The sequence below is a fragment of the Actinoplanes sp. NPDC049265 genome (assembly GCF_043197135.1).
Lineage (GTDB): Bacteria > Actinomycetota > Actinomycetes > Mycobacteriales > Micromonosporaceae > Actinoplanes.
The window spans coordinates 468,410-478,404 of record NZ_JBICSP010000003.1 but is presented as its reverse complement, the minus strand read 5'-3'; the positions used below and the strand labels follow the sequence as shown (position 1 = coordinate 478,404).

7 protein-coding genes are annotated in these 9,995 nt (G+C 72.0%); 4 read left to right on the top strand and 3 right to left on the bottom strand.

Translation table 11 applies throughout. From position 1 onward, the window contains the following. Positions 1–6 precede the first annotated feature (6 nt). Entirely contained in the window at positions 7–1,470 is a 1,464-nt protein-coding gene (locus ACGFIO_RS11935) for a glycoside hydrolase family 9 protein (protein ID WP_392825369.1), read from the top strand. An 18-nt stretch (positions 1,471–1,488) separates the two neighbouring features. Here the strand turns inward: ACGFIO_RS11935 and ACGFIO_RS11930 are convergent, their stop codons facing one another. After that, positions 1,489–2,868 carry a S28 family serine protease gene (locus tag ACGFIO_RS11930; protein WP_392825366.1) on the bottom strand — a complete coding sequence of 460 codons (1,380 nt, stop codon included), beginning with the start codon at positions 2,866–2,868 and terminating at the stop codon, positions 1,489–1,491. Positions 2,869–2,924: 56 nt separating this feature from the next. On the opposite strand from ACGFIO_RS11930, the gene ACGFIO_RS11925 reads away from it, so the two are divergent. Both ACGFIO_RS11925 and ACGFIO_RS11920 read left to right on the top strand, forming a co-directional pair. Continuing rightward, positions 2,925–3,596, top strand: coding sequence for a hypothetical protein (locus ACGFIO_RS11925; RefSeq protein ID WP_392825365.1), 672 nt, complete (start codon positions 2,925–2,927; stop codon positions 3,594–3,596). A gap of 197 nt (positions 3,597–3,793) precedes the next feature. Next, entirely contained in the window at positions 3,794–4,987 is a 1,194-nt protein-coding gene (locus ACGFIO_RS11920; protein ID WP_392825363.1) for a squalene monooxygenase, read from the top strand. A 121-nt stretch (positions 4,988–5,108) separates the two neighbouring features. On the opposite strand, the gene ppdK is transcribed toward ACGFIO_RS11920, so the two are convergent. Further along, positions 5,109–7,802: a pyruvate, phosphate dikinase gene (gene ppdK, locus ACGFIO_RS11915; protein WP_392825362.1), complete on the bottom strand. Its 2,694-nt coding sequence runs from the start codon at positions 7,800–7,802 to the stop codon at positions 5,109–5,111. A gap of 181 nt (positions 7,803–7,983) precedes the next feature. Between ppdK and ACGFIO_RS11910 the strand changes: the two genes are divergently transcribed. Next, the gene (locus ACGFIO_RS11910) at positions 7,984–9,180 is read left to right on the top strand and encodes a cytochrome P450 (RefSeq protein ID WP_392825360.1); all 1,197 of its coding nucleotides are present in this window, start codon (positions 7,984–7,986) and stop codon (positions 9,178–9,180) included. Between the two features lie 114 nt (positions 9,181–9,294). Here ACGFIO_RS11910 and ACGFIO_RS11905 read toward each other — a convergent pair whose 3' ends face one another. Then, entirely contained in the window at positions 9,295–9,990 is a 696-nt protein-coding gene (locus ACGFIO_RS11905) for a hypothetical protein (protein WP_392825358.1), read from the bottom strand. Positions 9,991–9,995 lie beyond the last annotated feature (5 nt).

The window sequence follows — 9,995 nt, the reverse complement described above, 5'->3', positions numbered from 1 at the left end:
ACGGGCATGCGTGAGACGGCCCGGCCGCGGATCCGGATCAATCAGGTGGGCTACCTGCCGGGCGCCCCGCAGCACGCCACCTGGGTCGACCACTCCGGCCGGGCGGAGCCGTTCGCCGTGGTCGACGCCGGGGGCGAGACGAGGACGCGTGGCCGATCGACACCGTGGCACCAGCGGCCGGAGCCGACCTCGGGCCTCAACGTGCACGTGCTCGACCTGGGCGACCTGCCGCCGGGCGAGGGCTACCGGGTGGTGGCCGGTGGTCAGCGCAGCCATCCGTTCCGGGTGGCGGCGGATCTCTACGCCAGGCTGAGCGTCGACGCGCTGCGATTCTTCACGTCGATGCGTTGCCGGCACGCGGGCGACGTCGCGGTGCCGGCGTGGACGGGACCGGACGCCGAGCGGCTGTACCCGGGCTGGCGTGAGGACGGCGTCTTCGACGTGTCCGGCGGGTGGTACGACGCCGGCGACTACGGCAAGTACGCGGTCAGCGGCGCGATCGCCCTGTGGCAGCTGCTCGACCTGGCCCGGATGCTCGAGGCACGCGGCCGGGACGCGACAGTCGTGGCCGCCGAGTGCCGGTGGCAGCTGGACTGGCTGCGGCGCATGCGGGTGCCGGGCGGTCACGCGTACCCGGGAATGGTCTTTCATCGGGTGCACGGCACGCGATGGTCGCCGATCCCCGGCCGCCCCGAGGACGACCCGACGACGCGGGTGCTGCACCGGCCCTCCACCGCGGCCACCCTGCACCTGGCGGCGGTGTGCCGGAAAGCCGGCGACCACGCCACCGCCGACGCCGCCGTGCGCGCCGCGCTGGACCACCCGGACCTGATCGCCCCGGACGACGAGGGCCGGTTCGGCGGCGGCCCGTACGGCGATCCGGACCTGAGTGACGACTTCGCCTGGGCGACCGGAACGGACATCGCGCCGCCACGGGACCTGGACGGCTTCGACTTCGACCGGGTGGCACTGCCGGCGATGCTGGACGCCGGGGTGGACGTCCGGCCGTACGCGGATCGTCTGCTCGACCTGCGGAGCCGGCAGCCGTGGGGTCAGCCCTACGCCCCGGAGCAGGGCTGGCACTGGGGTTCCAACGGCCGCCTCCTCAACAACCTGGTCGTCCTGGCGCGGGCGCACGAGGCGAGTGGCGACCGGCGGTACTGGGACGGCCTGGTGTCCGGGGTCGACTACCTGTTCGGGCGTAACGCGCTGGGGCAGTGCTACGTCACCGGCTACGGCGCCGACGCGACCGCCCACCCGCGTACCCGTCAGAAGCTCGACGGCCCGGGGGCGGTGGTCGGCGGCGCGAACTCGATTCCGACGCCGGGCTGGCCGGACGACCCGAGGCTGGCCGGCCGGCCGGCGCAGTGCCGCTACCTGGACGAGGACACCTCCGAGACGACCAACGACGTCTGCATCCGGTGGAACGCGCCGCTGGCCTACGTCACGGCGTACCTCGCCGGAGCATGACCCGCGTCGTCCCCCGGGTCATCGGCGGGCGCCGCGCGGCGGGAGCATGTCGTCGAGTGGCAGCGGCGCGGTGCGGAGCTCGGCCGTCGCGGAGGTGACCCCGGCCCAGCGCCGGAGCGTGGCCGTGGCCGCCGCCGAGTCCGCCGGGTTCAGGCCGGAGATCCGTGCGCCGTGGTTCGCGCCCGGAGCGACGTACAGGTAGGAGTCACGGCGGCTGGGCGTGAAGCGTTCGGCGCTCCACGGGTCGTTCTGGCCGTAGACGAACATCATGCGCTGCGAGAGGGTACGCACCCACAGGTCGACGTCGATCATCGGCAGCGGGTGGTGCGCCCGGCGCAGTTCCGCGGGCAGGGCCGAGTTGGCGGTGTAGAGCCCGGGATACCGGCGCAGGCCGCGCAGGTGGTCGAAGCGCAGACTGGCCCAGCCGAGCTGGGTGGCCGCCTGGTAGTAGTACGGCCAGTAGTATTCCAGGCCCTGGTCGGTGTAGAAGGACCAGCTCGCGACCGCGTCGATCCAGTCGTACAGCTCCCGGTCGGTGGCCGTGGCGGGCGGCACGCCGGCGCACGACGAGGTCCCGAGGTATTGCCAGAACGCCCACACCGTGTCCAGCACGGTCAGTTCCAGCGACCGGTCGGCCGTGCCGAGCGTCCGGGTGAACGTCCACCCGTTCGCGGCGGCGTCCGCCGCCAGCATCGGCACCAGCCGGTCGCGACGCTTCAGCGCCTCTTTCTGCACGCCGTCGAGCGCACCGCGGCAGGCGGCGTCGCCGACCGTGGCGAAGAACCGGTCGTACGCGCCGTCGAGGTCGTTGACCGGATCGTCGGGGGCGACGTACGCGACCACGCCGTCCACGTCGTCCGGATAGAAGCGGCGGTGGTAGACCGACGTCATGCCGCCCTTGCTGCCACCGGTCTGGATCCACTTTCCGGCGTAGACGCTCCTGAGGGCCTGGACGATCCGGTGCTCGTCGCTTGCCTCCTGCCAGATGTCCAGGTCGGACCAGTCGGCCGGGGCGGGTCGCGACGGGCTGAAGAACCGGTGCTCGACCGAGACCTGGTTGGCGTTCAGGATCGCGGTCGGTTCGGTACGCGACGGTGTGGGCGTGGCCGGCAGCCCGTACCCGCCGGTGGCGAGCACGACCGGCGCGTCGCCGGCCCGGTGCAGCAGAGTCAGCCGCTGCTCGAAGGTGCCCGCGCCCGGGTGCCGGTGGTCGGCCGGCTGCCGGTAGGTCAGCACGAAGAACTGGTAGCCGGCCGGTGCGGTCCGCGACACGACCGTCAGGCCCGGGATCGCGGCGAGCCGCGCCGCCAGATCGGCACCACCGCGGGCGGACGCGACCGAGGCCGGCGTCAGCAGGGCGAGCACGAGGAGAAGCACGGTCAGAGCGCGACTACGCATTGACGGATGTTAACGTATGCCGCCGCCCGCTTGCCGCACCCGCCTAGGCTGGCCTCATGGCTTCCCGAAAACGGCGAACTCGGGCCGGGGAGCGCACACCCCGATCCACGCCGCCGCCCGCGGCACCGCCCACCATCCCCGAGCCGAGCGGTCGCTACCCCGAAGTGCCGGCTCGGCTGGCCATCATGGTCCTGGCGACCCTTCTGATCGTCGGCGGCCACCTCGGCTATCGATACGTCGCCGATCCGGGCACCATTCCGGGCCCGTGGCGGATCCCGGCCGCGCTTCTGGCCGCCGTGGTGATCTTCCTGTCGGTCTCGACCCTGACCCAGCTGACCAGCATTCTGATGTTCTCGGTGTCGTCGCCGTCGGCCAAGAGATTTCTGTCCACGATCGGCAGCTTCTCCGCGGTGGGCGCGATCCTCGGCACGACGCTCGGTTTCCGGGTCGGCTCGCACCTGTTCGCCGAGGCCGGGCGTGACCCGTCCCGGTACGGTTTCCCCGAACTCCTCGGCACGGTGAGCGACACCGTGACCCTCATGACGCTGGTCGCGGTCGCCCTGTGCTGGCCCCTGGTGGTCCCCCTGCTCAGGGACGTGACCCGCGAGCGGCACGGCGCGGAGGGGCCCGGACGGGCGTCACCGGCGCTCAATCTGCTGCTGATCGCCGGCGGCAACGCCATCGGCGTGCAGGCCGCCCTGTTCACCTTCCAGCTGTTCACCGGGTGAAGCGCTACCAGCTGTCCACCAGGTGAAGCGCTACCAGCTGTCCACCCGGCGCGGCGCTACTTGAAGTGACCTTCCCGTCACGCAACGATGGGTGACTGTGGAAGCCGTGGTCATCGGCGCGAGCATGGCGGGCCTGTTCGGCCGCGCGGGCGCTGTGCGAGACGTACGACCGGGTCACCGTCCTGGAACGCGACACCTTGCCGGACACCGCCGCACCTCGCCGCGGTGTCCCGCAGGGCCGGCAGCTGCACGTGCTGCTGGCTCGTGGCTCGGAGGCGCTCGAGGAGCTGTTCCCCGGGCTCGGCACCGAGCTGGCGGCGGCCGGCGCGCACCGCGTCGACATCTTCCACGGCACCCGGTATTACGTCGACGGCCGGCCGGTGCCTGCCGCCGAGCCGGGCGTTCTCGGGTGGGGCGTCACCCGGCCGGCCCTCGAACACGTGATCCGGGCCTGGACCGGCCGGCCGCCGGGCGTGCGCGTCGTCCACGGCGAGGCGATCGGGTTGACCGCGGCCGCGGGAGCGATCACCGGGGTACGCACACCGCACGGCGATCTGCCCGCCGACCTGGTCGTGGACGCCGCCGGCACCGGTTCACGCGCCCGCGCCTGGCTGGCCGGGCACGGCGCCGGGGAGCCCGAGGTGTCCCGGGTCCGCGCGAACGTGGTCTACGTGACCCGGTTCTGCCACCGGCGGCCCGGTCAGCTGGCCGGCCTGGACGGCCTGGTCATCGTCCCGTTCCCGGGCTGCCCCCGGGGCGCCGCCGTGATGCGCGTCGAGGACGAACGGTGGGCGGTCGTGCTGTTCGGGCTGCTGGGCACCGAGCCACCGGCCGACGAGCGGGGCATGCTGGCGTACGCGGAATCCCTGCCGGTCCCCGACGTGGCGGATCTGCTGCGGGCGGCCGAGCCGGTCGGTGCCGCGGTCAAGATGCGCTATCCGGCCAGCGAGCGGTGGCATTTCGAGCGGCAGCGCTCCCACCTCGACGGCCACCTGGTCGTCGGCGACGCCCTGTGCCACTTCAATCCGACCTACGGCCAGGGCATCTCGGTCGCCGCGATGGAGGCTCTGGCGCTGCGCCGGCTCGCCGCCACGCCGGGGCCGGGCCTGCCGGGCCGCTTCTACCGCGCGGCGGCCCGGATCGTGGACGACGCCTGGATCCTGGCCGCCGGCAGCGATCTGCGTTTCCCCGGGGTGACCGGGCCGCGCGGCCGGGCCGACCGGGTGATCGGCCGCTACCTGGACCGCTACCGGGCCGCGGCATGGTCGGATCCGGTCCTCGCGCGCACTTTCCTGCGGGTGGCGAACATGCTCGACCCGGCGTCCGCGATGCTGGCCCCCGGCCATGTCGCCCGGGTGCTCACCGCCCGCGGGCGATCACGGCCGACGTGACGGCGCGGCGGGCCCGGGCGGCTATCGGCGAGCGAGAAAAGGGGCACGCCGGCCGCGAGACTGTTCGCGACCGGCGTGCCATCCGCCGCGGCCGACGTGACGCGGCCGGGTGATCGGCTGATCAGCCGGCCGGTTGAGCGAGAACCACGGCCCGCGCCGCTTCCAGCCGGGCGACCGGTACGCGGAACGGCGAGCAGGACACGTAGTCCAGGCCGACCTCGTGGAAGAAGTGCACCGACTCCGGGTCACCGCCGTGTTCGCCGCACACCCCGAGCTTGAGCCCGGGGCGGGCGGCCCGGCCCTCGTCGCTGGCGATGCGGACCAGCCGGCCGACGCCCTCGCGGTCGATCGACTCGAACGGGCTGATGCCGAAGATGCCCAGTTCGAGGTAGCGCCAGAAGAACGCGCCCTCGACGTCGTCGCGGGAGAAGCCCCAGCCCATCTGGGTCAGGTCGTTGGTGCCGAAGGAGAAGAACTCGGCCGCCTCGGCGATCTGCCCGGCGGTCAGGGCGGCCCGCGGCACCTCGATCATGGTGCCGATCAGGATCTCGACCGGCGCGTCGCCGACCACCTCGGCGATGATCTTCTCGGCCTCGGTGCGTACCGTCTCCAGCTCCTGCACCGCGCCCACCAGCGGCACCATGATCTCGGGGCGGGGTCGGCCGCCCTCCTCGGCCAGCGCGACGGCGGCCTCGGCGATGGCGCGCACCTGCATCGCGAACAGCCCGGGAACGACCAGTCCCAGCCGCACCCCGCGCATGCCCAGCATCGGGTTCTGCTCGTGCATCCGCCGCACCGCGGCCAGCATCTTCTCCGACCGCTTGGCGCTCTCGCCGCGCTCCTTGGCCACCGCGACGTGCACGGCCAGGTCCTCCAGCGAGGGCAGGAACTCGTGCAGCGGCGGGTCGATCAGCCGGACGGTGACCGGCAGCCCGTTCATCTCGCGGAACAGTGCGAGGAAGTCGGCCCGCTGCAGCGGCTTGAGCGCGTCCAGCGCCTCCTGCCGTTCCTTGCCGCCCTCGGCCAGGATCAGGCGCTCGACCAGCTCGCGACGGTCGCCGAGGAACATGTGCTCGGTGCGGCACAGGCCGACGCCCTGGGCGCCGAAGCGGCGGGCGCGGGCCGCGTCGGGGCCGGTGTCGGCGTTGGTACGCACGGCCAGCCGCCGCCGCTCGTCGGCGTGCGTCATCAGCCGGTGCACGGCGGCGACCAGCGGCTCGTTGGCCAGCGCGGGGTCGAGGTCGCCTTCGAAGTACTGCACGACCTCGGACGGCCGGACCGGCACCTCGCCCAGGTAGACCCGCCCGGTGGTGCCGTCGATCGAGATGACGTCGCCCTCGTTGACGGTGTGCCCGCCGACCGTGAACGACGACGGCGACACCTCGATCTGGTCGGCGCCGCAGACGCAGGTCTTGCCCATGCCGCGGGCCACCACGGCGGCGTGGCTGGTCTTGCCGCCCCGCGCCGTCAGGATGCCCTGGGCGGCGATCATGCCGGGCAGGTCGTCGGGGTTGGTCTCCCGGCGTACCAGGATCACGTTCTTGCCCTGAGCCGCCAGCTCGGTGGCCTTCTCCGAGGTGAACACCACTTCCCCGTACGCCGCGCCGGGCGACGCCCCGACGGCCCGGGTCAGCACCTCGGGCTCGCCGTCGAGGTCGAAGCGCGGGAACATCAGCTGGGCCAGCTGGGCGCCGGTGACCCGCCGCAGCGCCTCGTCGAGGTCGATCACGCCCTCGTCGATCAGCTGGGCGGCGATGGTGAACGCGGCCGCCGCGGTGCGCTTGCCGACCCGGGTCTGCAGCATCCACAGCTTGCCGCGCTCGATGGTGAACTCGATGTCGCACAGGTCGTGGTAGTGGCCTTCGAGCGTGGCCATGATGCCGAGCAGTTCGTCGTACGATTTCTTGTCGATCTGCTCCAGGTCCTGCAGCGGAACGGTGTTGCGGATGCCGGCGACCACGTCCTCGCCCTGCGCGTTCTGCAGGTAGTCGCCGTAGATGCCCTGCTCGCCGGTGCCCGGGTCGCGGGTGAAGGCGACGCCGGTGCCGGAGTCGGCGCCGAGGTTGCCGAAGACCATCGCGACCACGTTGACCGCGGTGCCGAGGTCGGCCGGGATGCGCTCCTGGCGGCGGTAGAGGACGGCCCGGTCGGCGTTCCAGGACCGGAAGACGGCGGCGACGGCCAGGTCCATCTGCTCGCGCGGGTCCTGCGGGAAGTCGTGCCCGACGTGCTTGGCGAACACCTCCTTGTACACGCCGACCAGCTTCTTGAGGTCGTCGGCGTCCAGGTCGGTGTCGTCGCGTACCCCCTTGGCCGTCTTGGCGTTGTGCAACGCCTGCTCGAACTCGTCGCCGGGCACGTCGCACACGGTCTTGCCGAACATCTGGATCAGCCGGCGGTAGGAGTCCCAGGCGAACCGGTCGTTGCCGCCGGCCTGGGCGCTGAGCCCGGCCACGGATTCGTCGTTGAGGCCGACGTTGAGGACGGTCTCCATCATGCCGGGCATGGAGAACTTGGCGCCGGAGCGGACCGAGACGAGCAGCGGGTCGGCCGGGTCGCCGAGTTTGCGGCCCATCGCCTCCTCGAGCTTCTCCAGATGCTCGGTGATCTCCTCGTCGAGCCCGTCGACGTGTTCCCCGGAGGCGAGATAGCGCTGGCAGGCGACGGTGGTGATGGTGAACCCGGCGGGCACGGGCAGCCCCAGGTTGGTCATCTCGGCGAGGTTGGCGCCTTTGCCACCGAGCAGATCCTTGAGGTCCTTGTTGCCTTCGGCGAAGTCGTAGACGAACTTGTCGGCCGGTCCCTTGCCCTCCATGCGGATGCACCTCCGGGTTTCGATTACCCCGGCACGGTCGGTTTCACGCCCCGGGAACCGAAGGCTAGGTGACCTTTCCGCCGACGAATACCAGCCGGTGTCGAATTCCACAGGTGTGAGATTTGTATTGCGTGGAATGCGCTCTCTCCGAGCACGTGCGAGCACGGTTAGCCTGAAGATCGTGGCTGCCATTGTGGAGACCGACGAAACGCACCGCCTGCTCGACGAGCTCACCAGCAGCGTCGGCCGGGACGATCCGTACCCCCGCTACGACCGCCTGCGCGAGATCTCCCGGCTGATCCGGGCCGACGACGGCGCGCTCGTGGTGACCGGCTACGACGACTGCCAGACGGTGGTCCGCGATGGCCGGCTGGGGCACTTCCCCAAGACGATGCTGGGGCTCGTCGGCCTCGAGGACTGGGCCGACCACCCCGGCACCTACATGCTGTTCACCAGCGTCCTGACCCTGAACCCACCGGACCACACCCGGCTGCGGCGGCTGGTCAGCTCGGCCTTCACCGCCCGGCGGGTGGCGGCGCTGCGCCCGTCGATCGAGAAGCTGGTGGCCGAGCTCCTCGACGGCATGGCCGGTGTGAGCGACTTCATCCAGGCGTTCGCCTTCCCGCTGCCGGTGAACGTGATCGGCGAGCTGCTCGGCATCCCGGCGGCCGACCGGGCCCAATTCCAGTCGCTCATCCGGGACTGGTCGGCGCTGCTCGACACGGTCACGCCCGAGGTAGTGGCCAAGGCCGATCCGGCCGCGTCGACGCTGCGCGCGTACCTGGCCGATCTGGTCGCCGAGCGCCGCGCCCGCCCCCGCGAGGACCTGCTCAGCGCCCTGGTCGCGGCCGAGGCCGACGGCGACCGGCTGACCGAGGACGAGCTGCTGACGATGGCGGCGTTCCTGTTCGCGGCCGGTTTCGAGACGACCACCAACCTGCTCGCCAACGGTCTGGTGGCGCTGCTGGCCGACCCGGCCGCCACGATCACCGATCCGGCGCTCGCGGCCGAGGAGCTGCTGCGCTGGGACAGCCCGGTGCAGCTGGTGTCACGCGTCGTCTACGAGCCGGTCGAGCTGGGCGGCGTCACGGTCGAGCCGGGCGAGCGGGTGGTGGCCTACCTCGGCGCCGGCAATCGCGACGCCACACGCTTCACCGACCCCAACACCCTTGATCTTCGGCGTACGGACAACAGCCCGCTCTCGTTCGGCGGCGGCATCCATTACTGCCTGGGTGCGCCGCTGGCCCGCCTGGAGGCGCAGATCGCGTTTCCCGCCATCCGCGCGGCGTACCCCCATCTGGATCTTGCGTCGGAGCCCACCCGGCGGGACAGTCTGACGCTTCGGGGCTTCACCGCGATGCCCGTACGCACCAACTGAAGATCGCACATCGCCATTGCGTCGCCAGGGAAAATAAGGCGCCGCTGCGAATTCCACGGGGGAAGAACTCGCAACGGCGTTGCAGCCACGTTAGACCACCGGGTTCCGCGCTGTCTATCCCACCCGGTTGAGTACTGTGCCGAGAAGTTTCTTCCAGTCCTCGTCGAACTGCGGCGAGCCACTGGCGTTGCCCAGGCGATAGACGGCGTAGGCGTCCACGATCACCACGTTGGCCTTGCTGACCACCGACACCGCGGTGTCGGCGGTGCCCGGGTGCTTCGACTCGTAGGCCTTGTGCCGGGTGACGATGAAGCCGGTCCAGCCGCCCTCGCTCATCTCCAGCGTCTTGGCCGTCTCGGTGTACGCCGGCTCGTTGCGCTCGGCCGTGGTCTGCTGCCCCTGCTCGACCGAGGCCGGGCACTTGTCGGCCACCGCGCGCAGCGACGCCAGGGCGGCCCGGGCGCCGGTCGGGTCGGGGTAGACCAGCGCCGTCTGGTTGAGCGTCTGCGCGCCCTGCTGGCCCTCGTCGGCCAGCGGCGCGCTGACCACCTCGGCGCCCGGCGGCACCGGCGGCGCGGTGGCCACGCCGCCACACAGCGCGACCAGCCGCTGCGGGTCGCTGGAGGCCTCCGGTGCCGCCCACGAGCCGCCGAGGTCACCGGCCTGCAGCAGCGCGCCGCGCATGGTCGTGACGGAGACGTTCCCGCCGTCCGGCGGATCGGGTGCGTCGTCCGACGAGTCGCATCCGGCGACCAGGGCGATGACGCAGAGTGCCGCGGCGGCTACCCGGCCGATCTTGGGCTCGCGCATCCGGC